The organism is Aeromonas sp. SrichE-2G, from assembly GCF_017939565.1.
In the GTDB taxonomy this organism is placed as follows: Bacteria; Pseudomonadota; Gammaproteobacteria; order Enterobacterales; family Aeromonadaceae; genus Aeromonas; species Aeromonas taiwanensis.
This window is the reverse complement of the sequence record NZ_JAGKRG010000004.1, coordinates 1,263,824-1,290,567: the sequence shown is the minus strand read 5'-3', so window position 1 is coordinate 1,290,567 and position 26,744 is coordinate 1,263,824. Positions and strand designations below refer to the sequence as shown.

General features: G+C 63.1%; 29 protein-coding genes. 22 read left to right on the top strand and 7 right to left on the bottom strand.

The features are described 5' to 3' along the window. Positions 1-18 precede the first annotated feature (18 nt). From J9885_RS07825 to J9885_RS07795, 7 genes are all read left to right on the top strand, one after another. Entirely contained in the window at positions 19-1,476 is a 1,458-nt protein-coding gene (locus tag J9885_RS07825; RefSeq protein WP_210548652.1) for a tetratricopeptide repeat protein, read from the top strand. A gap of 50 nt (positions 1,477-1,526) precedes the next feature. Beyond that, complete coding sequence (locus tag J9885_RS07820) at positions 1,527-3,044, top strand: hypothetical protein (RefSeq protein ID WP_246876876.1); 1,518 nt, start codon at positions 1,527-1,529, stop codon at positions 3,042-3,044. Between the two features lie 39 nt (positions 3,045-3,083). Next, positions 3,084-3,674 (top strand): sigma-70 family RNA polymerase sigma factor, encoded by a 591-nt coding sequence (locus tag J9885_RS07815; RefSeq protein WP_210548651.1) that lies wholly within the window; start codon positions 3,084-3,086, stop codon positions 3,672-3,674. After that, positions 3,667-4,410, top strand: a complete 744-nt coding sequence (locus J9885_RS07810; protein ID WP_134695773.1) for a DUF3379 domain-containing protein — start codon at positions 3,667-3,669, stop codon at positions 4,408-4,410. The genes J9885_RS07815 and J9885_RS07810 overlap by 8 nt, the downstream gene beginning before the upstream one ends. A 410-nt stretch (positions 4,411-4,820) precedes the next feature. Beyond that, positions 4,821-6,092 carry an outer membrane protein transport protein gene (locus J9885_RS07805; protein ID WP_210548650.1) on the top strand — a complete coding sequence of 424 codons (1,272 nt, stop codon included), beginning with the start codon at positions 4,821-4,823 and terminating at the stop codon, positions 6,090-6,092. A gap of 251 nt (positions 6,093-6,343) precedes the next feature. Continuing rightward, positions 6,344-7,600: an outer membrane protein transport protein gene (locus J9885_RS07800; RefSeq protein ID WP_210548649.1), complete on the top strand. Its 1,257-nt coding sequence runs from the start codon at positions 6,344-6,346 to the stop codon at positions 7,598-7,600. 116 nt (positions 7,601-7,716) lie between these two features. Next, positions 7,717-8,949, top strand: coding sequence for an HDOD domain-containing protein (locus tag J9885_RS07795; protein WP_210548648.1), 1,233 nt, complete (start codon positions 7,717-7,719; stop codon positions 8,947-8,949). A 60-nt stretch (positions 8,950-9,009) separates the two neighbouring features. Here J9885_RS07795 and J9885_RS07790 read toward each other — a convergent pair whose 3' ends face one another. Further along, positions 9,010-10,173 carry an acetyl-CoA C-acyltransferase gene (locus J9885_RS07790; RefSeq protein WP_210548647.1) on the bottom strand — a complete coding sequence of 388 codons (1,164 nt, stop codon included), beginning with the start codon at positions 10,171-10,173 and terminating at the stop codon, positions 9,010-9,012. A 132-nt stretch (positions 10,174-10,305) separates the two neighbouring features. Between J9885_RS07790 and J9885_RS07785 the strand changes: the two genes are divergently transcribed. Next, positions 10,306-10,704, top strand: coding sequence for a MerR family DNA-binding transcriptional regulator (locus J9885_RS07785; RefSeq protein ID WP_210548646.1), 399 nt, complete (start codon positions 10,306-10,308; stop codon positions 10,702-10,704). A gap of 82 nt (positions 10,705-10,786) precedes the next feature. Here J9885_RS07785 and J9885_RS07780 read toward each other — a convergent pair whose 3' ends face one another. Next, positions 10,787-12,031, bottom strand: coding sequence for a dicarboxylate/amino acid:cation symporter (locus tag J9885_RS07780; RefSeq protein WP_210548645.1), 1,245 nt, complete (start codon positions 12,029-12,031; stop codon positions 10,787-10,789). Between the two features lie 268 nt (positions 12,032-12,299). Between J9885_RS07780 and J9885_RS07775 the strand changes: the two genes are divergently transcribed. The 3 genes from J9885_RS07775 (at position 12,300) to J9885_RS07765 (ending at position 15,780) form a co-directional block, all read left to right on the top strand. Beyond that, positions 12,300-12,584 carry a pyrimidine/purine nucleoside phosphorylase gene (locus J9885_RS07775; protein ID WP_167576694.1) on the top strand — a complete coding sequence of 95 codons (285 nt, stop codon included), beginning with the start codon at positions 12,300-12,302 and terminating at the stop codon, positions 12,582-12,584. Between the two features lie 159 nt (positions 12,585-12,743). Further along, positions 12,744-14,126: an L-serine ammonia-lyase gene (locus J9885_RS07770; RefSeq protein ID WP_210548644.1), complete on the top strand. Its 1,383-nt coding sequence runs from the start codon at positions 12,744-12,746 to the stop codon at positions 14,124-14,126. A gap of 283 nt (positions 14,127-14,409) precedes the next feature. Next, a complete protein-coding gene (locus tag J9885_RS07765) occupies positions 14,410-15,780 on the top strand; it encodes an L-serine ammonia-lyase (RefSeq protein ID WP_134695780.1) in 1,371 nt (456 codons plus the stop codon). Between the two features lie 190 nt (positions 15,781-15,970). On the opposite strand, the gene J9885_RS07760 is transcribed toward J9885_RS07765, so the two are convergent. Continuing rightward, positions 15,971-16,930, bottom strand: a complete 960-nt coding sequence (locus J9885_RS07760; protein ID WP_210548643.1) for a lytic murein transglycosylase — start codon at positions 16,928-16,930, stop codon at positions 15,971-15,973. Continuing rightward, complete coding sequence (locus tag J9885_RS07755; RefSeq protein ID WP_029314494.1) at positions 16,930-17,208, bottom strand: YcgL domain-containing protein; 279 nt, start codon at positions 17,206-17,208, stop codon at positions 16,930-16,932. Before J9885_RS07755 ends, J9885_RS07760 begins: the two co-directional genes overlap by 1 nt. A gap of 106 nt (positions 17,209-17,314) precedes the next feature. Between J9885_RS07755 and minC the strand changes: the two genes are divergently transcribed. The 6 genes from minC to J9885_RS07725 all read left to right on the top strand — a co-directional run bounded on the left by minC (position 17,315) and on the right by J9885_RS07725 (position 21,006). Then, complete coding sequence (minC, locus tag J9885_RS07750) at positions 17,315-18,040, top strand: septum site-determining protein MinC (protein ID WP_210548642.1); 726 nt, start codon at positions 17,315-17,317, stop codon at positions 18,038-18,040. Between the two features lie 18 nt (positions 18,041-18,058). Next, positions 18,059-18,871: a septum site-determining protein MinD gene (minD, locus tag J9885_RS07745; protein ID WP_210548641.1), complete on the top strand. Its 813-nt coding sequence runs from the start codon at positions 18,059-18,061 to the stop codon at positions 18,869-18,871. Positions 18,872-18,873: 2 nt separating this feature from the next. Further along, positions 18,874-19,140 (top strand): cell division topological specificity factor MinE, encoded by a 267-nt coding sequence (gene minE, locus J9885_RS07740; RefSeq protein WP_005301252.1) that lies wholly within the window; start codon positions 18,874-18,876, stop codon positions 19,138-19,140. Positions 19,141-19,312: 172 nt separating this feature from the next. Continuing rightward, entirely contained in the window at positions 19,313-19,639 is a 327-nt protein-coding gene (locus tag J9885_RS07735; RefSeq protein WP_043760726.1) for an HI1450 family dsDNA-mimic protein, read from the top strand. 53 nt (positions 19,640-19,692) lie between these two features. Then, complete coding sequence (gene mtgA / locus J9885_RS07730; RefSeq protein ID WP_210548954.1) at positions 19,693-20,400, top strand: monofunctional biosynthetic peptidoglycan transglycosylase; 708 nt, start codon at positions 19,693-19,695, stop codon at positions 20,398-20,400. A 282-nt stretch (positions 20,401-20,682) separates the two neighbouring features. Further along, entirely contained in the window at positions 20,683-21,006 is a 324-nt protein-coding gene (locus J9885_RS07725) for an HI1450 family dsDNA-mimic protein (RefSeq protein WP_134695784.1), read from the top strand. Positions 21,007-21,051: 45 nt separating this feature from the next. Here the strand turns inward: J9885_RS07725 and J9885_RS07720 are convergent, their stop codons facing one another. Both J9885_RS07720 and J9885_RS07715 read right to left on the bottom strand, forming a co-directional pair. Continuing rightward, a complete protein-coding gene (locus J9885_RS07720; protein ID WP_210548640.1) occupies positions 21,052-21,363 on the bottom strand; it encodes a DUF1289 domain-containing protein in 312 nt (103 codons plus the stop codon). A gap of 1 nt (position 21,364) precedes the next feature. Further along, complete coding sequence (locus J9885_RS07715) at positions 21,365-22,234, bottom strand: S1-like domain-containing RNA-binding protein (RefSeq protein ID WP_134695786.1); 870 nt, start codon at positions 22,232-22,234, stop codon at positions 21,365-21,367. A gap of 265 nt (positions 22,235-22,499) precedes the next feature. On the opposite strand from J9885_RS07715, the gene J9885_RS07710 reads away from it, so the two are divergent. The 4 genes from J9885_RS07710 (at position 22,500) to J9885_RS07695 (ending at position 24,880) form a co-directional block, all read left to right on the top strand. Beyond that, positions 22,500-23,732 (top strand): UPF0149 family protein, encoded by a 1,233-nt coding sequence (locus J9885_RS07710; RefSeq protein WP_210548639.1) that lies wholly within the window; start codon positions 22,500-22,502, stop codon positions 23,730-23,732. 151 nt (positions 23,733-23,883) lie between these two features. Further along, positions 23,884-24,354: a MarR family winged helix-turn-helix transcriptional regulator gene (locus J9885_RS07705; RefSeq protein WP_210548638.1), complete on the top strand. Its 471-nt coding sequence runs from the start codon at positions 23,884-23,886 to the stop codon at positions 24,352-24,354. After that, positions 24,351-24,539, top strand: coding sequence for a DUF4250 domain-containing protein (locus J9885_RS07700; RefSeq protein ID WP_134695789.1), 189 nt, complete (start codon positions 24,351-24,353; stop codon positions 24,537-24,539). Before J9885_RS07705 ends, J9885_RS07700 begins: the two co-directional genes overlap by 4 nt. A 161-nt stretch (positions 24,540-24,700) precedes the next feature. Further along, positions 24,701-24,880: a hypothetical protein gene (locus J9885_RS07695; RefSeq protein WP_043760749.1), complete on the top strand. Its 180-nt coding sequence runs from the start codon at positions 24,701-24,703 to the stop codon at positions 24,878-24,880. A 108-nt stretch (positions 24,881-24,988) separates the two neighbouring features. Here the strand turns inward: J9885_RS07695 and J9885_RS07690 are convergent, their stop codons facing one another. Further along, positions 24,989-25,576 (bottom strand): FMN-dependent NADH-azoreductase, encoded by a 588-nt coding sequence (locus J9885_RS07690; protein WP_210548637.1) that lies wholly within the window; start codon positions 25,574-25,576, stop codon positions 24,989-24,991. 227 nt (positions 25,577-25,803) lie between these two features. On the opposite strand from J9885_RS07690, the gene J9885_RS07685 reads away from it, so the two are divergent. Next, positions 25,804-26,694, top strand: a complete 891-nt coding sequence (locus J9885_RS07685; protein ID WP_134695791.1) for a DMT family transporter — start codon at positions 25,804-25,806, stop codon at positions 26,692-26,694. The last annotated feature ends 50 nt before the right edge of the window (positions 26,695-26,744 follow it).

Below are 26,744 nucleotides of genomic sequence, written 5' to 3'. Positions count from 1 at the left end.
GCGCCAAGGAGCCTCTCCATGGAGCTGATCCTGCTGCGCCCGCTCTGGCTGCTGGCCCTGATCCCCTGGCTGTGGCAGGGATGGCGGCGCCGTCGCCAGCCCGGACTGCTCTCCCCCGCCATGCAGGCCTATCTGCTGCCGACCCGGCGCCGGGCCATTCCCTGGCTCTGGCTCGCCTGCTTGCCGGTGATCCTGGCCCTCGCGGGCCCCGCCCTGCGCCAACAGAGCCTCCCCATCCAGAGCCCGGCGCTCGATCTCTGGCTGCTGGATCTTTCGGACTCCATGCTGGCAGAGGATCTGCCCCCCGACAGGGCGACCCGGGTCCGGCTGCTGCTTCAGGAGATGCTGGCCAGGGAGGATGCGCGGCCATCGCCCCATCCCCTCGGCCTCATCCTGTTTGCCGGGGATGCCTATCTCGCCATGCCGCCGACCCGGGATCATCAGGCCATCGCCCTGCTGCTGCCGGACCTGCGCCCGGCCATCATGCCCGTTCAGGGCAGTGCACCGGAGCGCGCCGTGGCCCTGGCCCTTGCGCAGATCCCATCAGGCCAGCCCGCACGCCTGCTGCTCGTCACCGACGGCCTGTCCCAGGCCCAGCGAGATCGCATCGCCGCCCTCTGGCCCTGTCTTGACACCCTCTTCTGCCCCCAAGGGGCCTCGCCCCGCCTCGATATCCTGCTGGTCAACGCCGGCAAGGAGGCCAGGCTGCCCCCCGTGCCCGCCGAACGCAGGTCACTCGGTCGCGCCCTGAGCCGTCCCCTGCCCGCCCCCGACGAAGGGGCCATGGCGCGCCTCGCGGCCAGCACGGGGGGAAGGCTCCAGTGGCTGCAAAACGGCGTGCCCCGCTTTGCCCCCCTGCCCCTGGGCCAGACGCCGACCCAGGGCCAGTCCCGGGATCTCGGCCCCTGGCTGCTGCTCCCCCTGCTGCCTCTGGCGCTGCTGGCTCGCATCGGTGCGCACTGGCTGCTGCTCATCGTGGTGAGCCTGCCTCCGTTCCCCCTGTTGGCAGCCTCCGTCTCCTGGCAGGATCGGCAGGGCTGGAGCGCCTTCCAGCAGGGGCACTATGAGGAAGCGGCCCGCACCTTCCAGGATCCCGTCTGGCAGGGCAATGCCTGGTATCGGGCCGGCGACCATACCAGGGCCGTCGCCGCCTATGGCCGGGCCGACAGCGCCACCGCCCATTACAACCGGGGCAATGCCCTGGTCTGGCTCGGGGATCTCGACGCGGCCGAGCAGGCCTATCTGGCCGCCCTCAAGCGCGAGCCCAGCCACCAGGACGCCCTGTACAATCTGGCGCTGCTGCGGGCCAGACCACCCGAGGAGGCCCCCTCGCCGCCAGCCCCGGGGACGCGTCCCGAGCCCGCCGATGCCTCGGAAGCCCCCCGCCCCCCGGCGCCCCCCGTGCTGCTGCTGGAGCAGCGCCTGCGCAAGGAGGCCCAGCGCCGCCCCCTGATCAAGGTGGAGGAGCCCTGGTGATCACGAGCATCCCCTCACGCCTGCGGTGCGCTGGCACGGGCCTGTCGCGACTGTGCTGGCTGCTGCTGATCCCCCTGCTCGCCTTCCCGGCGCTGGCCGCCCCCCCACGGGCCGAGCTGCTGCCGGGGGCGAGCGAGCGCGACTGGCTGCTCATCATCGAGGCCGACGGGGTGCTGCACGATGACGCGCTCGACCTCCAGCCTCTGCTGCGCCAGTTTGCGGTGGGGCGGGTCAGCATCAGCCGCGCCAGCACCCAGATCAGCGACCTGACCCGCTGGCAGATCCCCCTGCACCTGCTGGACACCAGCCCGAGCCGGGTGCCGCCCCTCGCCCTCGGGGCCGGGCTTACCCCAGAACTGGCCGTGCCGACGGGCACCCAGACGGACTCGGCGGCCACCCTGGTGCCTCGGCAGGATCGGATCTTCTCTCCCGTCGAGCTCCAGGCCCAGGTACTGCATCAGGGCCCGCTCTACCCGGGTCAGCCCTTCATCTATCAGCTGACCCTGTGGCTGCCGGCCAATCTGGACACCCCCAACCTCGGCGAGCCCATCGCCCCCCCCTTCACCATCCGCCGCCTCGGCGACGACCGTTGGGAGTCCCCTGCGAGCCCCGGTCTGCCCGGACGTCTCACGCGAAAATGGCTGCTGCAGGCCAAAGCGCCCGGGCTCCATCCCGTCGAATCCCCCCGCTTTCAGGGGCGCTTGCCGCATCAGGACGAGGCTGGTGCGACCGCGCCGGGGAACGCGGGAGATCTGCTGTCCGCCAGGGCGGCGACCCTCTTTATCAAGGTGGACAAGGCCCCCCTGGAGCCGGTGGCGAGCAGTCTGGTGCTGCGCCAGCACTTCAGCCCGGCGAGGGCCAGGGTCGGTGAGCCGGTGATCCGCACCCTCACCCTGGTGATGGAAGGGGGGGATGGCAACCGCCTGCCTCCCTTGCCGGCACCGCCCCTGCCCGCCGGCCTCTCCATGAAGCCGGACGGCGAGCAGCAGCAGGAGCGTTTCGTGGCCGAGGGGGCGCTGCGCGTCGAGCGCCAATGGCGCCAGGCCCTGACGGCCGGGGCGGCGGGCCGTTATGAGTTGCCGGCCCAGAGCCTGCGCTGGTTCAGCACCCAAAGCGGGCGCATCGAAGAGGTGCGGCTGCCGGCCCACACCCTGGTATTCGAAGAGGGGGCGAGCGAGGAGGTAGACGCTGGGCCGGGCTCCTCCCCGGACAGCCTCCACTGGGTGGGATGGGCACTCCTGCTGCGCGCCTTGTGGCGGCGCGGGCCACGCTGGCTCGCCTTCTATCGCCTGCAGCGTGCCCTTGCCGCCCGTGCGCCGGACGCGGCCAGACAGGCCCTGCTGGGCTGGGCATCGCTGCGCTGGGGTGCCCCCTGCCAGCACCTTGCCAGCCTGCCCTGCCATCGGGATCCCGTCATGGGCCCCCTGCTCGATGCGCTGGATCGGGCCTGTTTCGGCCCGCCCGGGGGAGACATGCCTCATTGGCAGGCCCTCGCCCGGGGGCTGTGCGCCCGGGAAACTTTTGCGATAGCCTATGGTCTTGGCACGCTGGCGTGGCGACGCTTCTGATGCCTGCCACGAGCCACTCATGAACAAGGACACCCCTTCATGGCGTTAGGTTTTTTTAGAAAAAAAAATGCGGGAACGGGAAAGGATCCCTCGACTAGTCCGGTCTATCAGGAGATGGCAGACAAACAAATCAAATACGAGGCCCTGGTGCACGCCCTGCACGGGGACATCTACCGTTACGCCTACTGGCTGTGCCGGGATCCGCAAGTGGCCGAAGACCTGGTGCAGGAGACCTTTCTGCGCGCCTGGAAGGCGATCGACACCCTGCAAGACGACAAGGCCGCCAAGGCGTGGCTCATCACCATCTTGCGGCGGGAGAATGCCCGGCGCTTCGAGCGCAAGCAGTTCGACCTCATCGATCTCGACGAGCATCCCCAGAGCGATCCGGGCGCGCTGCACAACGAGCAGGAGATGGAGCACGAGTGGCTGAGGCGCCACATCGCCCGCCTGCCCGCCGAATATCAGGAGCCCCTGCTGTTGCAGGTGCTGGGTGGATTCAGCGGTGAGGAGATCGCCGCACAACTCGGCCTGAACAAGAACACCGTCATGACGCGGCTGTTTCGGGCCCGCAACCAGATAAAAGAGGCCATGGAGTCTGCGGCTCAACAGAGAGGACACACCAATGGATGAGCTTGAATTTCGCCGCCGGGCCATCACCCATCCTTCGGACAAGGACCCCGCCTTCCTCGAGGCCGCAGAGGCGTCTCCTGCCAATCGCAAGCACCTGGAGGAGATGAAGCAGCTGGATCGCACACTGCGCCGCACCCTGGAGGTGGAGGTGCCGACCGGACTGGCCGAGCGGATCCTGCTCAGGCAGGCGATGGAGGCAAATGACGAGGTGGTGATTCCCCTTCCTCCCCCGGCCCCGCGCACCGGCTGGCGATCTGTCGCCATCGCGGCCTCGGTCGCCTTCCTGCTCGGCATGGGAACCCGCTGGATAAGCTGGCCCCCGGCCGTGGAGCCCCTCTCCCTGGCCCAGATAGCCATGGCCCACGTCTACGGGGAGGAACCCTTCATCCACAATGTGGACGAGAAGGTGAGCCTGCAGACCATCAACGCCAAGATGGAGAAATATGGCGCCACCCTGACGGACATGCCGGGCATGAAGGTCACCTATGTCAATCACTGTGCCTTCTATCAGGGGCCGGCACTGCACATGGTGATCCAGGGCAAGATGGGGCCGGTCACCCTGTTCCTGGTGCCCAAGCACCTGCCACTGGCGATCCAGCCCGATTTCGCCGATGGCCGGCTCAAGGGGGAGATATTGCCGCTCAAAGGAGCCAACATGGTGCTTATCGGCGACATGCAGGAGTCACTCGCCCCGGTCGCCCGCCAGCTGGAGTCCCGCCTGCAGTGGTCCATTTAACAGATCTTAACCCCGGCTGACCCGGTCCGGCCGCTCGCCATGCCACAGGCAGACACCTTAGTTGTCTGCCTGTTCATCTCAAAATCCCCGCACGTTCCTGCTCATTGCCCACTCGAACTCACATTTCTGCCAATTTTTTTGAATGACACAAATGAAACCTTTTGTATCTTATTTATCCAATAATGGATAAAACAGACCAATAAAGCGGCTGATTCAAACAAATGATTAACATAATGGAAACTTTTATGTATTCTGCTGCCACTGGTCTGATTTCTTACCTCCTACCAGATCCATAGAATCACGCCAGAAATGTATGGGAAGAAGCTGACATAACAACAGATCTTGTCGTCTACAGGGGCCAAAGAGCCCGGATGTCGACAAAAAATCTGCTTACAAAACGAGAGAACACTATGACGACTGCCTTTTTCAAGAAAAGCCTGATCGCTGCGGCCGTGGCCCTGGCCAGCACCCAGACCTTCGCCGCCGCGTTCCAGCTGAACGAGCACTCGGCCTCCGGTCTGGGCCGTGCCTATGCAGGTGAAGCCGCCATCGCCGACAACGCGGCCGTGCTGTCCCGCAACCCCGCCGCCATGACCACCTTCGACAAGATGGCAGTGTCCGTGTCCGGTACCTATATCAAGCCCGACGTGGACGTGTCTGGCGACATCTATGCCGGCCCCAACAAGCTGACCCCGGCCAGCGAGAGCAACATTGCTCCCGATGCCTTCGTGCCAGCCAGCTACTTCATCCAGCCCCTGAACGATCAGTGGGCATGGGGGATCGGTCTCTTCTCCAACTACGGTCTCTCCACCGAGTACACCAAGACCTTCGCGGCCGGTGCCGGTGCCGGTGATACCGAGCTGCTGACCCTGAACATCAACCCCAACATCGCCTATCGCGTCAACTCCAACTTCAGCGTGGGCGCCGGCATCAACGCCGTCTACGCCGAAGCCGAGCTGAACCGCTATGCGGGTGCCCTGGCTGCCGCCATCCCGGGCGCCAACGCCGATACCCGCCTGGCACATTTGAAGGGCGATACCTGGGGCTTTGGCTGGAACGTCGGCACCCTGTATGAATTCAACGAGAACAACCGCCTCGCCCTGACCTACCGCTCCCAGGTAGACTTGAGCTTTGACGGCGACTTCCAGGGTGCCACCTCCGGCAACCGTGTCGTCGACGGCAACCTGAAGCTGGATCTGCCCGCCCAGGCCGAGTTTGCCGGTTACCACCGCCTGAACCAGCAGTTCGCGGTGCACTACTCCGTCAACTGGACCGACTGGAGCGCCTTCCAGGAGCTCAAGGCCACCAGCAACGCCTGCGCCAACGGTGTCTGCCTGCAGAAAGACGAGAAGTTCAAGGATTCCGCCCGTTACTCCCTGGGTGGCACCTGGTACGTCAACCCGTCCTGGGAAGCCCGCATCGGCTTCGCCTACGACAACAGCCCGATCGAGCCGGAATACCGTAGCCTGAGCATCCCCGACTCCGACCGTATCTGGTACAGCGCCGGCGCGACCTACCACATCAACCCGGACATGAGCGTCGATTTCGGCATGGCCTATCTGGACGGCAAGGAAGTGGACGTGAACGAAGGCCTGCGCAGCCACAGCGATGCGCTGCGCTGGAAGGGCACCTCCCACGGCAACGCCCTGCTGGCTTCCGCCCAGTTCAACATGAAGTTCTGATTTTCATGTCATCGAAAAGAGCGCCCCCGGGCGCTCTTTTTTTATCCTGACGACCCTTCTCAGCGCACACCTGTAGCAAACAAGTGTACTCTTTTCGTTTTTTATCAACCTGTTACAGACATACCTTTCAGCATTTAATCCCGTTTTTCCCGCCCAGACCCCGCCCCGGTTGCCTTACTGGTCGTACCATATAAAATCCCGCCCCCAACCGAATAAGAGAATGAACACCCAGTTCATCCCGAGGAAAAACCATGCATTCGACCATCAAACCTTCCCTCATCGCCCTGGCGCTGCTCTCTGGCCACGCCCAGGGGGCCGGCTTCCAGCTGGCGGAGCAATCCGCCACCGGCCTTGGGCGCGCCTTCGCAGGCGAAGCAGCCATCGCCGACAATGCCAGCGTGCTCGCTCGCAACGCCGCCGCCATGACCCGCTTCGAGCGCACCGCCTTCTCCGGTGGCGTCATCCATATCCGGCCCGACGTCAACATCGAAGGCTCGACCCGGGTGCCCACCGCCCTGGGGCCGGTGGCACTCGACGCCAGCGCCCACGATATCGCCGACAATGCCTGGGTGCCCAACGCCTACCTCGTCCTCCCGCTGAATGAGCAGTGGTGGCTGGGCCTGTCGGCGACCTCCTACTATGGCCTCGGCGTCCAGATGCCGGACAACTACAACGCCGGCCACTTCGGCAACGTCTCCGACATCAAGACGGTGGATCTCGGGGCTTCCCTTGCGTATCGCGTCAACCAGCACTGGTCCGTGGGCGGCGGGCTCGGCGCCATCCACGGCGAGGGGGAAGTGGGGGGCACCTTCCCCTCCAACAACAAGATCGCCAAGCACCTCAAGGGGGATGGCTGGGCCCTTGGCTGGCACCTGGATACCCTGCTGACCCTCTCGGAGGCGACCCGCATCGGCCTCTCCTATCGCCACGACGTGAACCTGACCCTCTCCGGCGACGCCGTCGGCACCGACCTGCAGGGACGCACCTTCACCGACACCGGCAGTCTGGATCTGCCCCTCCCCGCCACCGCCGAGCTGGCCCTGTTCCATCAGCTGACCCCGGCCCTGGCACTGCACTCGAGCATCAACTGGACCAACTGGAGCAAGTTCGTGCAACTGGAATCCGGGCTCGATCACCACGGCACCATGCACATCAAGGACGAGCACTGGCAGGACAGCTGGCGCTACGCCGTCGGCCTGACCTATCGGCTGGCCCCCCAATGGCAACTGCGCTCAGGGATGGCCTACGATCGCAGCCCGGTGCCCGCCGATCGCCGTACCATCTCCATTCCGGATTCCGACCGGATCTGGTACAGCGCCGGCGTGGGCTACCAGATCGATCGCAACCTCTCCCTGGATCTGGGTCTCACCATGATCGACGGCAAGCAGGTCGAGGTGAACGAGACCATGCAGCTCAAGCCCGGCATACCGCAGACCACCTCCACCTTCCGCGGCACTTCTGAAGGGGATGCCTGGCTCGCCGGCCTGCAGCTCAACTACCTCTTCTGATCCAGGGCTCTGCGCCACGGCACTCTGCCAGTTGTTGACCGCATCGACCCGCTCGACACTGGCATAGTGATCCGCTTCACCATAGAATCAAACCTGCCCTCATGGTGGAGAGATGCATGTATTCCTATGTAGCCAGGCAGCCCATTCTGGATCGGGACTTGAAAACCCAAGCCTATGAACTGCTGTTTCGCGACAGCCTGGACAACGTCTTTCCACCCATCTCCGCACAGCAGGCCACCTCCCGACTGGTGGCCGAACAATTCGTGCAGCAGAACATCGATCAACTGCTGGGGGATCACCCCTGCTTCATCAATTTCCCCTACTCCCTGCTGCTGGACGGCCTGGCCGAGTGCCTGCCCCGGGACAAGGTCGTCATCGAGATCCTGGAGGACGTCGACCCCGATGACGCCCTGCTGGCCAAGGTGATCCAGCTCTACGAGCTGGGCTATCGCCTGGCGCTGGACGACTTCACCCTGGTCTATGCCTGGGAGCGGTTTCTGCCCTATATCCACATCATCAAGTTCGACTTGCGCAGCACCTCCATCTCCAGCATCGAACGCTTCATGGCGAGTCACCGCCACCTGCCCCTCACCTATCTCGCCGAGAAGGTGGAGGACGAGGCCGAGTTCGAGCGGATGAAGCAGCTCGGGGTTCAGCTGTTCCAGGGCTTCTTCTTCAGCCATCCCCAGATCGTGCAGCAGGCCGCCATGCCGCCGGCCCAGCTGGTGGTGATGCAGCTGCTCAAGGTGGTCAACCAGGCCGAGCCGGATCTGGACAAGATAGAGTTGCTGCTCAACCAGGATCTCTCCCTCTCGTTCAAGTTGTTGCGCTACATCAACCACCTCAAGGGTTTTCCCCAGCCCATCGCCTCGTTTCGCCAGGCCGCGAGCGCGCTGGGTCATGTTCAGCTCAAGCGCCTGGTGGCCCTCATCGCCGCCACCAGCGCCGGCCACGACAAGAGCGCCGAGCTCCATCAGATGTCCCTCGTCCGGGCCCGGTTCTGCGAGCTGCTGGCCCAGACCCATGCCCCGGCCCAGCAGGCCCAGCAGGCCTTTACCACCGGGCTCTTCTCCCTTCTGGACGTCTTGATGGGACAACCCCTGGAGCAGCTGCTCGGCTCCCTCCCCCTGACAGACGAGGTGCGCACCGCCCTGCTGGAGCGCAAGGGCAACCTCGGGTTCTACCTCACCTTCTGCGAGGCTTACGAGCAGGCCGACTGGCAGCGGATCGCCGCCAATACCGCCCGCCTGGGGCTCAACGAGGAGAAGGTCAGCCACCTCTATCTGGCCGCGACCACCTGGGTCAACCAGCAGCTTGAGGCCATGGAGGGCGAGTCAGCCCCCCCATAAAAGAAAACGCCCCTCCAGGAGGGGCGTTCATGCCGGTTGCGCGGACACCGGGCTCGTGCCTCAATCCACCTCGATGGCTACTGCAGTCGCCTCGCCACCCCCGATGCACAGGCTCGCCACCCCCCGTTTCAGCCCACGGGTCCGCAGGGCGTGAGTCAGGGTCACCAGGATGCGGGCGCCGCTGGCCCCGAGGGGATGGCCCAGCGCGCAGGCGCCGCCATTGACGTTCAGCTTCTGATGGGGGATCTGGCACCCCGCCATGGCCAGCATGCTCACCATGGCAAAGGCCTCGTTCACTTCGAACAGGTCCACCTCCTCCACCGACCAGCCCACCCGGGCCAGCAACTTCTCGATGGCACCGACGGGTGCACTGGTAAATGCCGCCGGCAGGGCGGCATGGCTCTGGTAGCCCACCACCCTGGCCAGCACCGGCGCCCCCAGACGCCTGGCCGTGTCGGCCCGCATCAACACCAGGGCCGCCGCCCCGTCCGAGATGGAGCTGGCATTGGCTGCGGTGATGGTACCTGTCTTGCTGAAGGCCGGCTTGAGCGCGGGTATCTTGTCGGGCCTCGCCTTCCCCGGTTGTTCGTCCTCCGCCAGCAGCAGGGTCCCTGCGGCCATCACCGGGGTCAGCTCGGCCTCGAAGGCACCGCTCTGCTGAGCCGCCAGGGCCCGCTCCAGGGAGGCGATGGCGAAGGCATCCATGTCGGCACGGGTCAGTCCGGCCTTATCGGCACTCAGCTGGGCATAGTGGCCCATCAGGTGCCCCTCGTAGGCATCCTGCAAACCGTCCAGGAACATGTGATCCAGCACGGTCGAATGGCCCATGCGAAAACCGCTGCGCGCCTTGTCCAGCAGATAGGGGGCGCGGCTCATGCTCTCCATGCCCCCCGCCACCACCACCTCGGCCTCCTCCAGGCGCAGGGCATCCGCCGCCAGCATGACTGCCTTCATGCCGGAGCCGCACACCTTGTTGAGGGTGGTGCAGGGCACGCTATCCGGCAGGCCGGCCTTGAGCGCCGCCTGACGGGCCGGCGCCTGCCCGACCCCGGCGCTGAGCACGTTGCCCAGATAGACCTCATCGACCCGCTCCCCGCCGATGCCCGCCGCCGCCAAGGCGGCGCGAATGGCACAGGCGCCGAGCTCGGGCGCACTCTGGGAACTCAGGGCCCCCTGGAACGCCCCCATGGGGGTACGTTTGGCCGCCACAATCACGATATCCATCGATAGCACTCTCCTTGTTACATTGGGATAACATATGCCGCCGCCGCCACCGGAACAAGACTTGCGGGGAAGTTGACGTTTGGGTAAGGTGCCAGCCTGCATTGACAACCAGATGACAGCCAAGATTGCCCTATGACCAAATCCAAGGATGACACCCGTACCTTCAGCATCAGCGAGCTGGCCCGTGAGTTCGATGTGACCACCCGCAGCATCCGTTTCTATGAGGATCAGGGATTGCTGAACCCGACCCGTCAGGGGCAGACCCGGATCTACAGCCGTCAGGACAGGGTACGTCTCAAGCTGACCCTGCGCGGCAAGCGCCTGGGATTCAGCCTCGCGGAGATCCGCGAGCTGTTCGATCTCTATGACGCGGACAAGAGCAGCCGCTCCCAGTTGCAGACCATGCTGGGACTGGTGGCCGACAAGCGGGAAGCGCTGCAGCAGCAGCTGGAAGACATCCAGATAGTGCTGCTGGAGCTGGATGCCGCCGAGCAGCGCTGCCAGCAGGCACTGACCCAGCTCGCTCCCTGAATCGCGAGCGGCCGGGAAGCGTACAAAAAGAGAGAGGGAGGCGTGATGCCTCCCTCTTCTATTGGTGACGGAAGACCCGGTCTCAGGCCTCCTTGCTCCAGCGGTCCGGATCGTAATCCGGGCTGTAGCGGTCGACGATGATGGCACAGGCCGCATCACCGGTGATGTTCAGCGCGGTCCGGATCATGTCGAACAGACGATCCAGCGCGAACAAGAGCGGCAGACCCTCGATGGGAATACCGGCCGCCAGCAGCACGGCAACCACCAGGAAGCTCGGACCCGGCACACCCGCCTGACCGATGGCACCCAGGGTGGAGGTGACGATGATCGCCGCCCAGGCACCCATGGAGAGATCGATGTTGTAGACCTGGGCGAAGAAGATGGCGACCAGACCATAATAGATGGCGTTGCCGCTCATGTTGATGGTGGCGCCCAGCGGCAGCACGAAGGAAGCGGTGGCGTTGGTCACCTTCAGATCATGCTCGCAGGTCTCCATGTTGACCGGCAGGGTCGCCATGGAAGAGGCGGTGGAGAAGGCCACGATCTGCGGCTTCTTCATCGCGGAGAAGTACTTGCGTACCGGCGTGTTGGAGAAGAACGCGACCAGCAGCGGGTAGACCACGAAACCGAAGATCAGGATGGCGGCGACATAGACCACGAACAGCTTGAGCACCAGGGTCAGCACATCGAAGCCGTAGGTGCCGATGGCGTCGGCCATCAGACCGAAGACCCCGATGGGGGCGATCAGCATCACCTTGTTGATCATCCAGACGAAGGCGTCCACCAGGGTGTTGAGCCCGTCCACCAGCGGCTTGGCGCGCTCGCGGGGCTGCTTGGCCAGGGCGATCCCGAGGAACATGCAGAAGACCAGGATCTGCAGGATGTTCGCTTCGTTCAGGGCGCTGAAGACGTTGGTCGGGATCATGCCGAGCAGGGTGGCCACCGCATCGGGCAGTTCGCCCTTGTCGGCGTAGTCACCGGAGAACATGGCCGCGGTAGCGCCGAAGTCGACGCCGACACCGGGCTTGAAGATCTGTCCCATCACCAGGGCCAGGAACACCGCCAGGGCGGAGGTAATGAGGAAGAAGGCGAGCGTGGTGACGCCTATCTTGCCTGCAGCCGGGCTGGCCCCCAGGTTGGCGGCCCCGGACAGAATGGCAACCGCCACCAGCGGGATCACCAGCATCTTGATCAACTGGATAAACAGGGTACCGAACGGCGCAAACACCGTGGCCTGTTCACCCATGAGCGCACCAGCCAGCGCACCCAGCACCATGGCAACCACAACCTGGAAGCCGATGTTTTTGATTAATCCTTTCGTTAACACAGAATGTTCCTTTATTTAGCAATTACTCACACTTTTGCAGCGTAAATGACCACCCAGAGCGTCAAATCCTCTCCATTGCTCTGGCGGTGCGCTTTATCTCATATTTGCTTCCCGTTTTACATCAGAATCCGTTAATGAAATGCATTGATGAGTTTATGAGAAAGTAAAGATTCAAAAGAGACACGGCTGTTTTTCCTCCTTTTACCATGACAAGATCCGAAACTCTGTGCTACGTTGGCTCAGCAAACGTGCATACAGGGAAGAAAAGATGCTGAAAGTTAACGAATATTTTGACGGAAATGTTAAATCCATCGGTTTCGAGCAAAAAGGCGACAAAGCCACGGTCGGCGTGATGGAAGCGGGCGAATACCTGTTCAACACCGCCGCCCCGGAGCGCATGACCGTGATCAAGGGAGCCCTCACCATCCAGCTGGCCGATGAAGATGAGTGGCACACCTACCACCAGGGCGAGTCCTTCGACGTGGCCGGTCACTCCTCCTTCAAGCTGGAAGTGAAGGTGGCCACCGCCTATCTGTGCGAGTTCCTCGACTGATAGCCCCCCGCCATGGGATCCCTGGCCGGCTCCCATGGCGCTTCTCTCCCGCCCCTTGCCCCCATTTCCCCACCGTCATCACACGCCACTACTTATCCTCTTTTCATCGACTACAAAAAATTTACAATGTTTAGACGAAATCCATAACTGGAGTACGTCATGATCAGTGTCTTCGACCTGTTTTCCATCGGGATAGGTCCCTCCTCCTCCCATACGGTGGGACCGATGCGGGCTGCCTGCGCCTTCGTCCACACCCTCAAGCAGCACGCACTCCTGACCCGCACCGACCGCGTCGTGGTCGAGTGCTACGGATCCCTGGGCCAGACCGGCAAGGGACACGGCACCGGCAAGGCCATCATCCTGGGGCTGGCCGGGTTTGAACCCGAATCCGTGGACATCGAGGCCATCCCCGCCTTCCTCGAACAGGTGGAAAAGAGCCAGAACCTGCACCTCGGGGGCGAACAGCCCAGCGCCTTCCCCCGCATCGGCGCCATCATCTTCAACCGGCGCAAGACCCTACCCGCCCACTCCAACGGCATGACCCTGCGTGCCTTCGAGGGTGACTCCCTGATCTTCGAGCAGACCTACTACTCCATCGGGGGCGGTTTCATCATCGAGGAGAGCCACTTCGCCAACGCCCGGGAAGAGGCCGCCCGCTTCGATGCCGCCCACCCCATCCCCTACCCGTTCGAGAGCGGCGCCGAGTTACTTGAACAATGTCAGGAGAGCGGCCTCTCCATCTCGGGGCTGATGCTGGCCAACGAGAAGGTGTTTCGCAGCGAGGCGGAGATCAAGGCGGGCCTGCGCAAGATCTGGCAGGCGATGCAGGGCTGTGTCGAGCGCGGCTGCAAGAGCGAGGGGGTGCTGCCCGGCGGCCTCAAGGTGAAGCGGCGCGCCCCTGCCCTCTATCGTCAGCTCTGCGGCGAAACCAGCTTCAACAAGGATCCCCTGATGGTGATGGAGTGGGTCGACCTGTTTGCCCTGGCCGTCAACGAGGAGAACGCCGCCGGTGGCCGGGTCGTGACGGCCCCCACCAACGGCGCCGCCGGCATCATCCCCGCGGTGCTGCACTATTACGATCGCTTCGTGCGCAAGGTGGATGACGAGCTGCTGATGCAGTACTTCCTCACCGCCGCCGCCATCGGCATCCTCTACAAGAAGAATGCCTCCCTCTCGGGGGCCGAAGTGGGCTGTCAGGGCGAGGTGGGCGTCGCCTGCTCCATGGCGGCCGGCGCCCTGGCCGAGCTGCTGGGGGCCAGCCCCGCCATCGTCGAGAATGCCGCGGAAATTGGCATGGAGCACAACCTGGGGCTGACCTGCGACCCCATTGGCGGCCTGGTGCAGGTGCCCTGCATCGAGCGCAACGCCATGGGGGCGGTCAAGGCGATCAATGCCGCCCGCCTCGCCCTGCGGGGCACCGGCGAGCACAAGGTGTCGCTGGACAAGGTGATCAGGACCATGTGGGAGACCGGTAACGACATGAAGACCAAGTACAAGGAGACGGCCCGTGGCGGCCTCGCCGTCAACATCACCGAATGTTAATGCGACGTAAACAAGCCACATATGGCGCTCTCATACCCGGCCTCGCCGGGTATTTTTTGGCAAAACGTTTGCCATGCGCTTAACAAAATGGATAACCATCAAAATAAATTTTATACTCGCGCCACGAATTCAACAAAAATAGATCTGTTTCAACTTTTTTTAGGTATTGAGCCGTTACACTGTGGTTATTCGGTTCCTTGGCCTTTGTGATGACAGACAGTCCCATGGATCCCCTTTCTGCAAGCGGGCATGGCGCCCCCTTCTACCCTGAGGTAATTGTTACATGATCAGCGTTTTTGATATCTTCAAAATCGGTGTTGGCCCCTCCTCTTCCCACACTGTCGGCCCCATGAAGGCAGCCAAACAGTTCGTGGATGAACTGCGTGCTGGCGGCAAGATCCGTGACATCACCCGGATCCAGGTCGATGTCTACGGCTCTCTCTCCTGGACCGGCAAGGGTCACCACACCGACACCGCCATCATCATGGGTCTGGCGGGCAACCTGCCGGAAAATGTCGATATCGACGCCATCCCCGAATTCATCTCCCGTGTCGAGCAGACCGGCCGCCTGCCCATCGGCCTGCACTGCCATACCGTCAGCTTCCCGAAAGGCGCCATGGTCTTCCATGACGAGGCCCTGCCCCTGCACGAGAATGGCATGAAGCTGACCGCCTTCATCGAAGACGACGCCATCTACAGCAAGACCTACTACTCCATCGGCGGTGGCTTCATCGTTGACGAAGAGAACTTCGGCAAGAGCGACAGCGGCGACATGGCCGTCAGCTTCCCGTTCAAGAGCGCGGCCGAGCTGCTCGCCCACTGCGGCCAGAGCGGCCTCTCCATCTCCGCCCTGATGATGGAGAACGAGAAGTGCTTCAACACCCCGGAAGAGATCTACAAGAAGCTCGGCAAGATCTGGACCACCATGCGTGAAGGGATCGAGCGCGGCTGCCGCACCGAGGGCGTGCTCTCCGGCCCGCTGCGCGTGCCGCGCCGTGCCGCGCCGCTCTATCGCCAGCTGACCACCAACGAGAACCTCTCCAACGATCCCATGAACATCGTGGACTGGGTCAACATGTTCGCCCTGGCGGTCAGTGAAGAGAACGCCGCCGGTGGCCGCGTCGTCACCGCGCCGACCAACGGTGCCGCCGGTATCATCCCGGCCGTGCTGGCTTACTACGACAAGTTCATCCAGCCGGTGGGCCGCGACGAATACACCCGCTTCTACCTGGCCGCTGCCGCCGTCGGCATGCTCTACAAGATGAACGCCTCCATCTCCGGCGCCGAAGTGGGTTGCCAGGGTGAGGTGGGTGTCTCCTGCTCCATGGCCGCCGCCGGCCTGACCGAGCTGATGGGCGGCAGCCCGGAGCACGTCTGCGAAGCCGCCGAGATCGGCATGGAGCACAACCTGGGTCTGACCTGCGACCCGGTTGCCGGCCAGGTACAGGTGCCCTGCATCGAGCGCAACGCCATCGCCGCCATGAAGGCGGTCAACGCCTCCCGCATGGCCCTGCGCCGTACCTCCAAGCCGCGCGTCTCCCTGGACAAGGTGATTGAGACCATGTACATCACCGGCAAGGACATGGATTCCAAGTACCGCGAGACCTCCCGCGGTGGCTTGGCCATCAAGGTGATGCAGGTTGCCTGCGACTAAATCCGGATCGCACTGACATGAAAAAAGCGGGATATGTTCCCGCTTTTTTTTTTTGGTCTTTATTTCACGGGCCTGTCGGGAAAGCCCAGATTCAGGCCGCATGAAATAAAGGGACAAGGAGAAAAGCGGAAAGCAGCGGCCCGATACGGGTAGCCGTGAGGCATGAATGAGATGAGGTTACGAGAGACGGCTATTCCACGATACGATCGGCCAGGGTGCCGACGGCCACCACGAAATAGGGGGAGCGATTCCAGTGGCGCAGCACCCGGTAATTGTCATAGGCGAGGTAGCTGCGCCCGTGAATATCGTCCGGCCGGATAAGGGAGGCCTGCATGTCGGCCTTAGGAAGCCGGGAGCCATCCTGCTGGCGAACCCCGAGGGCCTGCCAGTCGTGCAGCGACTTGCGCACTGCCAGCCCGATCAGCGCCGTGTCAAGGGAGTCCGGCACCCTCACCCGCCGCCCCCAGGTCTGATCCTCGCGCCAGCCATTCTTGTGCAGATAATTGGCTGCCGAACCAAACACATCCGCGAGATTGCCCCAAAGATCCTTTTTGCCGTCCCCGTCCTGATCCACCGCGTATGCGAGAAATGACGAGGGCATGAACTGGACCTGCCCCATGGCCCCTGCCCAGGAGCCCTGGAAGGCGGAAGGGCTCACATGCCCCTGCGCCAGGATGTGCAGGGCATCGAACAACTGCCCCTTGAAGAAAGCCTCTCGCCGCCCTTCCCAAGCCAGGGTTGCCAGGGAAGAGATCAGGGGATAATGACCGGTGATTTTGCCGAAATTGGTTTCTATTCCCCACAAGGCGACAATAAAACGGGGCTGCACCCCATATTCCCGCCCTATTTTTGTGAGCAACGGCAAATGCTGGCGATATAAGGCTCTGGCCTGCTTGACTTTCCATTCCGGGACGGCGCGTGGAATATATGTGTCCAGCGTCAATTTGAATTCCGGCTGATTTTTGTCGTGCCTGATAGCCGCTTCCACCAACCGGACATCGGCAAAGGCGGCGGTCACCGTCGCAGACGGGATGCCTGCCGCCAAAGCCTCTTCTCTGAGGCTCGCCACATAGTGGTCGAAATCGACGCCGGCCAGCACGGGGGACCCCAGCAGGGCCCCCAACAACAGCAGTGCCGACCGGCTCGGCATCAGCGGGCGCCCTTCAACTGCGCCTTGTGCTGCTCCAGCAGGTTTTCCGGCGGAGGCGGCACCTGCAGATAGAAGCCCTGGCTCTTCAGGGCGGCCATCACCCGCTCGGTCGAGGCCAGCCCCAGGGGCTTGGCCGGATCCAGCTTGGTCATCAGCACCAGCTCGGGGCGCCCAAAGGTACTCATCAGCACCTCGGGGACGCGGGAAAAATCCTCTCTTCTTTCAATAAAGAGATAGGTCTCGGCTTTTTTGCGACTTTTATAGACTGCACACAACATGGAACTTGATATAATCCGACGGGTTTATTGCCTCTGGTGGTGGCAAACTATAACATCGGGAATTGAATAACAATAACGTATTGCCGTCTCGGTTCGGGGAAGATTCATGGTTGAACGCGATAACGAATTGAAAGGGACTACCTTCACTATTTCTGTGTTGCATCTCAGCGATGGCAATCTGGCCCGGATCAGACAACTGCTGGAGGCCAAGGTCGCGCAGGCCCCCCAGTTTTTTAATTGTGCCCCCCTCGTCCTCAATGTGGAACGGCTCACCGAGATCCCCGACTTCGAACAGCTCAAGGAGCTGGTCGAGTCGGAAGACTTCGTGCTGGTCGGTATCACGGGGACGCGGGACGAGGCAATGAAGACGGCGGCCAAGGCGGCCGGGCTCGCCGTCATGGTATCGGGCAGAAGCCGCAAGGCAGAGCCCGAACCCGTGACGCCCGCACCGGCCCCCGAACCCGTGGTGGCGACACCGATCGCCCCCGTTCCAGCTCCCCTGGAAGCCAGCAAGGTCCACGTCGGCCCGGTGCGCTCCGGCCAGCAGATCTATGCCGCCGGCACCTCCCTGGTGGTACTGGGCTCGGTGAGCCCGGGCGCCGAGGTGATCGCCGACGACAGCATCCATGTGTATGGTGCCCTGCGTGGCCGGGCCATCGCAGGGGCCAAGGGCAATCCCAGGGCCCGCATTTATTGCCAGCAATTGCAGGCCGAGCTGCTCTCCATCGCGGGCACCTTCCAGCTCAGCGATGCATTGCCGGCAGGCCTTATCCAAGAGCCAGTCCATATCCGGCTGGACAACGAACAACTTCGTATAGACCGAATCAAATAGAGTTACAAGGAAGCGAGAATGGCGCGAATCATAGTCGTTACATCGGGCAAAGGTGGCGTTGGCAAGACCACAACCAGCGCGGCCCTGAGTACCGGTTTAGCCCAGCGTGGCCACAAGACAGTGGTCATCGATTTTGACATTGGCCTGAGAAATCTGGATCTCATCATGGGCTGCGAGCGCCGCGTGGTGTATGACTTCGTCAACGTCATCAACGGGGAAGCAAACCTCAACCAGGCCCTCATCAAGGACAAGCGCTGCGAGAATCTGTTTATCCTGCCCGCCTCCCAGACCCGGGACAAGGATGCCCTGACTCGCGAAGGGGTCGAGAAGATCCTGGATCAGCTGGCGGAGATGCAGTTTGACTACATCGTCTGCGACTCCCCCGCCGGCATCGAGTCTGGCGCCCTGATGGCGCTCTACTTTGCCGACGAGGCCATCGTCACCACCAACCCGGAAGTCTCTTCCGTGCGCGACTCCGACCGCATCCTCGGGATCCTGGCCTCCAAGTCACGCCGTGCCGAGCGCGGCGAAGAGCCCATCAAGGAGCACCTGCTGCTGACCCGCTACTGCCCGACCCGCGTCAACCGCGGCGACATGCTGAGCGTGCAGGACGTGCAGGAGATCCTGGCCATCAAGCTGCTCGGTGTCATCCCGGAGTCCCAGGCGGTGCTGCGCGCCTCCAACTCGGGGGAACCGGTCATCCTGGACAAGGAGTCCGATGCCGGTCAGGCCTACGAGGACGCCGTCGCGCGTCTGCTGGGCGACACCAAGGATTTTCGTTTTCTGGAAGAAGAGAAGAAGGGCTTCTTTAGCCGACTGTTCGGGAGTTAAGCATGTCATTATTGGATTATTTCCGTTCCAACAAGAAACAGAGCACCGCACAACTGGCCAAAGAGCGGTTGCAGATCATCGTCGCCCACGAGCGTTCATCCAGAGGGGGGCCGGATTACCTGCCCCAGCTCAAGCAGGATATCCTCGACGTGATCCGCAAGTATGTGGAGATAGACCCTGACAAGATCACGGTCCAGCTCGACAAGAAGAGTGACGAGCTGTCGGTACTGGAGCTCAACATCACCTTCGCCGACGACAAGAAGGGATGAGCTGACGCCCCATGCGTGACCCCTTCCCCCAATGAAGACCGGATCCTGTCCCAGGGTCCGGTTTTTTATTGGTGCCAGGGCATCTCGCCAAGGGCGGCACGGCCAGCTAGAATACCGCGCACCACGGGGTCTGCCGACGGCGCCCCTCCCCTTTATCTGGAACACAGGTCTTATGTCTTTGAACGACGAAATGCACAGTGTCGAGGAACTGCTCGACACCGCCCTCGAACTCTTCATGGAGCTGGCCTCCGACAACCTGCCGGAGCAGGAGATCGCCCGCTTCAACCAGGAGTTCAACGACCGCGGCCTGCTGGCGGAAACCGATCCCGCCGATGACTGGGCGGCCGACGTCGGCTTTGACGTCAGCGATGCCGAGTATATCGAGGTCTGGGTCGGCCTTGGCAACGAGCAGGAAGAGTATGAGCACCTGTTCGCCCGCATGCTGCTCTCCCGCCGTGTCGACGAGAAGTTCTGCCACATCGAATGGCTGCCCCAATAATTCCGGATCCCGATGATCCGCGCCACTATGACTGGGAGCCGGAATCTGACGAGGTGCCGCCGTCCCGGGTGCGTCGTCTGCTGAACTGGCTCGGCAAGCTGCTGCTGGCCGCCTTCCTCAGCACCATTTTCTCCGTGGTGGTGCTGCGTTTCATCGATCCGCCCATGTGGACCTGGCGCCTGGAGCGGGCGCTGTTTCCCCCCGCCAAGGTGGCGGAGGTGAAGCACGACTGGGTGCCGCTCGAGCAGATCTCCCGCGAGCTGCAGCTGGCGGTCATCGCCGCCGAGGATCAGCGCTTTGCCGAACACCACGGCTTCGACATGGACGCCATCAGCTCGGCGCTCAGGCACAATCAGCGCAGTGAGCGGGTGCGCGGTGCCAGCACCCTCAGCCAGCAGACGGCCAAGAACCTCTTCATGTGGAGCGATCGCAGCTTCCTGCGCAAGGGGATCGAGGCCTGGTTCACCCTGCTGATGGAGCTGGGCTGGGACAAGTCCCGCATCCTCGAGGTGTACCTGAACATCGTCGAGTTCGGGCCCGGCATCTATGGGGCCGAGGCCGCCGCCCGGCACTACTTCGGCAAGCCGGCGGCCCGTCTGACCCGCTATGAGGCCTCTCTGCTGGCGGCCGCCCTGCCCAACCCCTGGCGCTACCGGGTCAAGCCCCCCTCGCCCTATGTGCAGCAGCGCTCGGCCTGGATCCGCCGCCAGATGAGCCAGCTTGGCCAGATCACCCTGACCCGTGTCCACGAGGCAGGCTAGGCACGTCGGCGGACTCGGGCACAGGGCCCAGATGCCCGCCGACGGTCTGCCGATGCAGCGGCAGATAGTGCCACCACCAGGTCTCCCGCCGCCGCGTGATCCGTCGCCTGTGCTGTCGTCGTTTCATACTGCCCGCACGCCTCGCCATGCCGCCCATGCTGGCGGCTCTGTTAACCTTACCCCCTGAGCCCGTCATTTGACAGTGCGCCGTGCAGACCCAGGCTGGCTGCCACTCCCAATACTTGTTAAAGTGGCGAACCTGGACGTATCTGGAGTGATTTCATGGAACAACGTAGCCCGGATCAGCTGGTCGAGTGGGCCTATGATCAGTTTCTGGAGCAGGCAGCCGACATGCTGGCCCCCGAACAAATCGTCGACATCACCCTCGAGTTCGAGCAACGCGGGGCCGTCGAGGCCACCCTGCCCAATGCCGACTGGTCGACCGAACTCGGAGTGCCGGTCGACATGGCTCGTTGGGCCGAGGTCTGGGTCGGCCTGCTGGATCATCAGGAGGAATTCGAGGTGATCTACGCCACCTTCCTGTTGCCCCGGGATCAGAGCGAGCACGAGGTGCACGTGCGCTGGCACCGTCAGCAACAGGCATAAAAAAGGCGCCCCAGGCGCCTTTTTCGTGTCCGTCGTTCCAGCCCGTCAGGGACGGGCGGCGATGGCCTTGGACAGACAACGCCGGCACCAGCAGGCGCTCGCCTCGCTCATGGGCAGGGCAGGCAGCTGGCTGCACCAGCAGCGCTCGATGGGTTCCCCCGCCGACACGGCGCAGAACGCCGGCTCGCCACACCCTGGGCAGGCATGGGTACTCTTCGAGCCATCGAGCTCGGCCATGCGGGCGAGCTGGGCTTCGCTGTCCATGGCAGACCACTGGCCAATCTCGGTCAGGGTGCGGCCGCAGCCGAGGCAGAGCCCATCCTTGGCTCGACAATCGCCGATGCAGGGACTCGGCACCTTATTCGCCTTCCCCGGTGTGCTCTGCCACGAGACGGATGCTGTGCTCCTCGATGACGATCTTGCCCTGCTTGTAGAGCCCGCCGATCGCCTTCTTGAAGGTGCCCTTGCTCATGTTGAACATCTTGTAGATGAGCTCGGGGTCGCTCTTGTCCCCCACCGCCAGGCTCCCACCCTGCTTTTGCAGGCGCACCAGGATACGCTCGCCCGCATCGTCCATCCGGGCCAGTCCCGGCTTTTGCAGGGCCAGATCCAGCTTGCCGTCTTCACGCACCTGTTTGACCCAGGCGGTCAGCGGCCGCCCCGTCATCACGCGGCCAAACACCTCGTTCCTGAACAGCATGCCGGCGTACTGGCCGTTGACCACGGCCTTGATGCCAAGAGGGGTGTGCTCGCCCGGCAGCGCCGTCACCTCGTCCCCGGCCTTGAAGGGGGGATCGATGCGCAGGAAGCGCTCGAGGCGGCTGGTGCCCACCATACGCCCCTCGTTGTCCAGCATCAGGTGCACCAGATAAGTGTGCCCCACCTGCATCGGCTTGTTCTGCTCGCGGCTTGGCACGAACAGATCCTTTTTCATGCCCCAGTCGAGGAAGGCCCCGATCTTGTTGGCGTTGACCACCTTGAGGCCAACGATGTCACCCACCATGGCGAAGGGCTTGTCGGTGGTGATCACCGGCTCGCAATCGGCGTCCAGATAGAGGAAGACGGTCACCTCGCCCCCTTCGACGACGCCTTCCGGCAGCTGGCGCTTGGGCAGCAGCAGCTCGCCGTATTCTTCGCCAGCCGCCAGCCAGGCGCCGCGATCCTCGATCTCAACGACGGTGAGGGTGTTCATCTTGCCAATCTGTAACATGGTGATCTCTTCTTTCAATATCCGGGTGGGCCTGCACTCACGGCCCGTCAATAGAGGTGCCTCGCCGCCATCCCATGGGAGAGGACGGGGCTTGTTTCTCATGCTGGCGCGCATGTTACCCCAGAGCGGTGGCGGGACCTAGCCCCGCGCCCCGCCGCGCGGACTATTTTCGCGCGCTCCGGCGACCAGATTGGCGATATTAGCATCATTCAATCGCATCTTTGCTGCAAATACCCCCACTTTTAGGTAGACTTCGCGGCCGTCAAATCCGGAGGAAGCGTCGATGAACCCAGCCACTCGTACCCGTCATCTCAATCAGTGGATCCAGACCCACAGCGGGCAGGACATGAGTTACCCGGCCCTGCACGGCTTTCTCTGCGCCCGTCTGACGGGGCCGACGGCCCCCGACTGGCAGACCCCATTGGCCGGCCTGCTGCCCCATGACGCCGAGCTGGACGAGAAGAGTGCCGAGGCGCTGCACCACCTGATCGCCGAGCTGGAGGCCCAGGCTGACGACGCCCGGCTCGCGCTGCCGAGCCAGTGCCGCCTCTCCAACGAGACCCCGGAACAGGTGTTCGAGCAGAGCCATCCCCTCGGCCAGTGGAGCTACGGTTTCAGCCAGGGGGTCGCCTGCTGGCCCACCCCGACGGATCTCAACGATCCGGCGACCCGCCATCGCTTCAGCCTGGTGGCGGAGCTCTGCCTGTTTCGCGACAGGCCTATGGCCCAGATGCTGCACCAGGCCGCGGCCAGCGAGCTGCCCTTCCTCGATTTTTGCAAGCGCCAGCGCCAGCAGATGAAAACGGCCCTGAACCTCTTGCTGAGCCAGGATCACTATGAGGCCCAGCCCGAGGAGGCGGCGCTTCCCGAGACCGACCAGACCCGCCAGTGGCAGCAATGGTTCGAGCAGGCGGCCAGTTGCCGCGATCCTCTCGCCCGTCTCCCCTGGTTTGAGCGCATCGTGGCCGATGCCGCCCCCCTGTTCGACGAGGCGTTCTGGCAAGCCCACGCCGGCTACGGCTGGCGCGCCCCTGAAGTGCGGCCCCTTATCGCGGCCAGAGCGGGTCGGGCCGACTGCCTGCTGCGCCTGGGACAGCTGACACAGGCCAGGGAGGAGTACCTTTCCCTGCTCGCGCTCTGCCTCGCAGACGAGCCGGGTTGCCGCCATGCCCTTTCCAGCCTCTATGCCTGGCAAGGGGAGTGGGACGCCCTGCAACAGCTCCTGGTTCGCTTCGATGAAGCCTCCTGCTGGCTGCTCTACAACCGGGCGCTGATGAGTTTCGTCTGCGAGGGAGAAGAGGCCGCACGCCCCCATCTGGCCCTCGCCCTTGCCGCCAACCCTCATGTACCCGCCGCCCTGCTGGGCCAGCGCAAACTGCCCAAGCAGGAGCCTCGCCACTGGCAGGGGGGCAGCCGCGACGAAGCCGCACTCTATGCCTTGCAGAGTCGCGAAGCCTGGTTGACCCATCATGCCCTGATCTGGTTGCGTCACGCCGTCGGCAAGCAGGCCAGTTGAGACCCCGATTTTTCTTTTCCATGATGCAACACGTGCGCAACCGCACATTTTTCTGGTGCCTGGTCGGACAAATGTGCCTGTCTTACGTATCATCAAGTTCAAAGTATCAAGAGAAACTGCACCCGATGCAGCCGCCACAGCAGGATGTCATATGTCGAAAATCATAGAGCTGCTCGCGCACTACCCTCCTTACCAGCTGGTCCACGCCGCTGAGATGGTGCGCGATACCTTTGAACAGTTTTATCAGCAGCGGTACCAACTCACCGTGCCGCAATGGCGCCTGATGATGGTGCTTGGTCCCCACTACCCCATCAGCCAGAAAGAGCTGGTGGAGGCGAGCGGCATGGACAAGGTGCGGATCTCCCGCGAGATCCATCGTCTGGTGGAGAAAGGCATCCTGTTCACCGAGAACAGCGTACAGGACAAGCGCATCAGCCTGGTCTCCTTCACTCCGGCCGGGCTCACCCTGTTCCAGCAGCTCAAGACCGAAGCGGGCAGCTGGCAACACACCCTGACCGACTACCTGCCGGTCGAGGCGCGCCAGAACATCCGCGTGCACCTGCAAAGCGTCAGCGACGCCATCGAACAACTCCACCTGCTGGATAGCGAGCAACAGCCATGAACCTGAACAACTTTGCCACCATGGACGTCAACATGCTGCTGAGTCTGGTCAACATGAAGCTGCGCGATCACTACGCGGATCTGGACGATCTCTGCCGGGCCCAGGATCTCGACAAGGAGGCCCTGATCGCCCGCCTTGCCAGCGGGGATTTCCACTACCAGCCTGATCAGAGGCAGTTCAGATAGGGATCCGGATCACAACCCGACCCATGAGGCTGGTCACGGCGGCAAAAAATGCTATGGTGATGGCTACCCGGTCAACGAACCCACGGCAAGGCGTATGGATACATCTTGCTGTCACAGACCGCGGTTAGCCTTCCGTTCACGCCAGCAGCCAAGGATGACCCATGATGCGCCTGACCCGTTCGACCAGCCTGATCACCCTCAGCATCCTGCTGATGATCAGCCTCTTCTCCCCCCAATTGCCTGACAGCGCCGAACAGTGGCTGACGACCCTGCTGCTGGGCTCCCTGGTGGCGGTCTGCCTGGTGATCGGCAGCGGTTGCCGCCACTTCCTGCAGGACTGACGATTCGCCCTCTGGTGATCAGCCCGTTCAGTATCCAGACAAAAAAACAACGCAGCCCGAGGGCTGCGTTGTTGTTTCAGGCTGTCCGGGGCTTTCCCCGTCAAGGCATCAGTAAGCCAGGCTTTCCAGCTGATCCTTGGCCTGCTCGATCCCCTTGGCTTGCGCCTCCGGACCCATGCCCATGCCTTCGGCGTAGATGAAGTCCACCTCGTTGATGCCGATGAAGCCCAGCACGGTGCGCATGTAGGGGGTCACCAGATCGGTGGCGTTGCCTACGTGCATGCCGCCACGGGGGCTGACCACCAGGGCGCGGGTATTCTCCACCAGGCCCACCGGGCCGGTCTCGGTGTAACGGAAGGTCACGCCGGCACGGGCCACCAGGTCAATCCAGTTCTTCAGCTGGGTCGGGATGTTGAAGTTGTACATGGGGGCCGCGATGATCACCAGGTCGCTCGCCTTGAGCTCGGCAACCAGCTCGTCGGACTGGGCCAGCACGGCCAGCTGACGCTCGTTGAGGTTCTCGCCGCCGCGCAGGCCCATGGCCAGCTCGCCGTCCAGTACCGGCAGGTTCAGGGTCGCCAGATCGCGCACCTTGATGGTGTCACCCTGGCGATCGGCCAGATAGCCGTCGATCAGGGCGTTGGATTGGGAATACTGGCCCAGGATGCTGGACTTGAGTACGAGGATATTGGCCATGGTGATACTCCATTTGATTGTCAATTGAACAGCCAGGCTGTCGATGGAGGTCACTATAAAGATTGAGGTTCAAGCCTGATAGCGAAAATAGATGCTCAAGTTATTCAAAATTTTTGATGTTCAGGCCCCCCAGGGCAAACGACGGTACTCAGCGAGCGCTCCGCCCTTGGCAGGGCAAACGATTGCCGTTATGATCCGCCGCACTTTTTTTAAGTGACCCGGATCCCATGACCTCCTCCCGCAGGCACTCCCCCTTTGCCGGCGCCGTCTGGATGATGGTGGCAGGCCTCTGCTTTGCCGCCGTCAACAGCCTGAGCCAGTATGTCAGCTTCAGTCTCGGCCTCCCCTCGACCCAGGTCGCCTTCCACCAGTACCTGATTGCCCTGATCTGCCTGCTGCCCTGGCTCGTTCGCCACGGCCTGCGCCAGTCCCTGATGACGAACCAGCTGCGGCTGCACCTGCTGCGGGTCGCCCTGGCCGTGGTCGGCATTCAGTTCTGGCTCTGGGCACTGGCAGTGCCCGTCCCCATCTGGCAGGGGATCGCGCTCTTGATGACCTCGCCGCTGTTCGCCACCCTGGGGTCGGCCCTCTTTCTCAAAGAGCAGGTGAGCCGGGCCCGCATTCTCGCGACCCTGGCGGGGTTTGTCGGCGCCATGCTGATCCTGGCGCCCTGGACCGACGACTTCAGCTGGGCCTCCTTGTTGCCGGTGGCGGCGGCCCTGTTCTGGGCCGGCTACTCCCTGCTGGTGCGCTATCAGGCGGCGAGCGAATCGTCCCATACCATCGTCGTCTACCTGCTCATCTTCAGCACCCCGTTCAACGCCATGCTGGCGCTCCCCGAGTGGCAGTGGCCCACCCAGGCGCAGTGGCTGCTGGTGGCCGCCTCCGGCGTGCTGTCGGCCCTGGCCCAGATGTCCATCGCCCGCGCTTACAGCGTGGCGGAGGCCTCCTTCGTGCAGCCCTTCGACTTTGCCAAGCTGCCCATGAACGTGCTGGCCGGCTGGCTGGTGTTCGGCTGGGCGCCTCCCGGCCGATTGTGGCTGGGTGCCGCCATCATCATCGGTGCCATCACGCTGCTGACCCATCTGGAGCAGCGCGCCACCAAACCCGTTTCCTGAGGTACGCCATGCGTGCCTCTTTTTTTGCTCACCCGGATCAGCCCCGCTGA

Bases quoted from the DNA above. Each gene is read 5' to 3' on its own strand.
- J9885_RS07800 (WP_210548649.1), top strand. From the start codon at position 6,344: ATGCATTCGACCATCAAACCTTCCCTCATCGCCCTGGCGCTGCTCTCT.
- J9885_RS07765 (WP_134695780.1), top strand. From the start codon at position 14,410: ATGATCAGCGTTTTTGATATCTTCAAAATCGGTGTTGGCCCCTCCTCT.
- J9885_RS07700 (WP_134695789.1), top strand. From the start codon at position 24,351: ATGAACCTGAACAACTTTGCCACCATGGACGTCAACATGCTGCTGAGT.
- J9885_RS07735 (WP_043760726.1), top strand. From the start codon at position 19,313: ATGTCTTTGAACGACGAAATGCACAGTGTCGAGGAACTGCTCGACACC.
- J9885_RS07705 (WP_210548638.1), top strand. From the start codon at position 23,884: ATGTCGAAAATCATAGAGCTGCTCGCGCACTACCCTCCTTACCAGCTG.
- J9885_RS07710 (WP_210548639.1), top strand. From the start codon at position 22,500: ATGAACCCAGCCACTCGTACCCGTCATCTCAATCAGTGGATCCAGACC.
- minE (WP_005301252.1), top strand. From the start codon at position 18,874: ATGTCATTATTGGATTATTTCCGTTCCAACAAGAAACAGAGCACCGCA.
- J9885_RS07755 (WP_029314494.1), bottom strand. From the start codon at position 17,208: ATGTTGTGTGCAGTCTATAAAAGTCGCAAAAAAGCCGAGACCTATCTC.
- J9885_RS07690 (WP_210548637.1), bottom strand. From the start codon at position 25,576: ATGGCCAATATCCTCGTACTCAAGTCCAGCATCCTGGGCCAGTATTCC.
- minD (WP_210548641.1), top strand. From the start codon at position 18,059: ATGGCGCGAATCATAGTCGTTACATCGGGCAAAGGTGGCGTTGGCAAG.
- J9885_RS07760 (WP_210548643.1), bottom strand. From the start codon at position 16,930: ATGCCGAGCCGGTCGGCACTGCTGTTGTTGGGGGCCCTGCTGGGGTCC.
- J9885_RS07770 (WP_210548644.1), top strand. From the start codon at position 12,744: ATGATCAGTGTCTTCGACCTGTTTTCCATCGGGATAGGTCCCTCCTCC.
- minC (WP_210548642.1), top strand. From the start codon at position 17,315: ATGGTTGAACGCGATAACGAATTGAAAGGGACTACCTTCACTATTTCT.
- J9885_RS07725 (WP_134695784.1), top strand. From the start codon at position 20,683: ATGGAACAACGTAGCCCGGATCAGCTGGTCGAGTGGGCCTATGATCAG.
- J9885_RS07775 (WP_167576694.1), top strand. From the start codon at position 12,300: ATGCTGAAAGTTAACGAATATTTTGACGGAAATGTTAAATCCATCGGT.
- J9885_RS07815 (WP_210548651.1), top strand. From the start codon at position 3,084: ATGGCGTTAGGTTTTTTTAGAAAAAAAAATGCGGGAACGGGAAAGGAT.
- J9885_RS07810 (WP_134695773.1), top strand. From the start codon at position 3,667: ATGGATGAGCTTGAATTTCGCCGCCGGGCCATCACCCATCCTTCGGAC.
- J9885_RS07805 (WP_210548650.1), top strand. From the start codon at position 4,821: ATGACGACTGCCTTTTTCAAGAAAAGCCTGATCGCTGCGGCCGTGGCC.
- J9885_RS07795 (WP_210548648.1), top strand. From the start codon at position 7,717: ATGTATTCCTATGTAGCCAGGCAGCCCATTCTGGATCGGGACTTGAAA.
- J9885_RS07825 (WP_210548652.1), top strand. From the start codon at position 19: ATGGAGCTGATCCTGCTGCGCCCGCTCTGGCTGCTGGCCCTGATCCCC.
- J9885_RS07695 (WP_043760749.1), top strand. From the start codon at position 24,701: ATGATGCGCCTGACCCGTTCGACCAGCCTGATCACCCTCAGCATCCTG.
- J9885_RS07785 (WP_210548646.1), top strand. From the start codon at position 10,306: ATGACCAAATCCAAGGATGACACCCGTACCTTCAGCATCAGCGAGCTG.
- J9885_RS07790 (WP_210548647.1), bottom strand. From the start codon at position 10,173: ATGGATATCGTGATTGTGGCGGCCAAACGTACCCCCATGGGGGCGTTC.
- J9885_RS07685 (WP_134695791.1), top strand. From the start codon at position 25,804: ATGACCTCCTCCCGCAGGCACTCCCCCTTTGCCGGCGCCGTCTGGATG.